Source organism: Neisseria sp. P0024.S006, from assembly GCF_051956595.1.
In the GTDB taxonomy this organism is placed as follows: Bacteria; Pseudomonadota; Gammaproteobacteria; order Burkholderiales; family Neisseriaceae; genus Neisseria.
In genome coordinates, this window is record NZ_JBQCXH010000060.1 from 1 (window position 1) to 449 (window position 449).

Annotated in this window: 1 pseudogene; it reads right to left on the reverse strand. The window is 43.7% G+C overall.

Annotated features, from left to right (window positions below):
• Window positions 1–205 (reverse strand): annotated as a pseudogene (locus ACTHUF_RS11270) (CPBP family intramembrane glutamate endopeptidase); the annotation flags it as partial.
• Window positions 206–449: the final 244 nt, after the last annotated feature.

Consider the following 449-nt stretch of genomic DNA (forward strand, 5'->3'; position numbering starts at 1 on the left):
CCGAATAAGCCACGCCGGTTACCGCAGTATCGCGTGCCTCTTCGGCAACGGCGGCCGTTTCCACTTGCGGCATCAGGCTGGCGATATAAAGTTGGGTGGAGCGGTAGGCAAATTGACCGAGCAGGATAGCGGTTACAATCAGCATATCAAACCAGCGCAAATGGCGCAAAGGCTCTTTAGTGCGGATAGCGGCGAGTATGCTCATATTCTCCTCTTTAATCTAATAAATAGCGGTGTGCAATAGTTACATAAATATACAAAAATCGTCAACAATTATCACAATAAAACATGAATTGAAAATCAGGCTGTTTCAGACGGTCTGAAGTGCTTCCAAAATGCCGTATTTTCTAGAGGGATTATCTTCAAAAGTATGGCATAATCACTTTATTGCAAACCAAGGAATCTTATCGTGAGTATTTCTCTGTCCCAATATCTGCTCTATCTGCAAT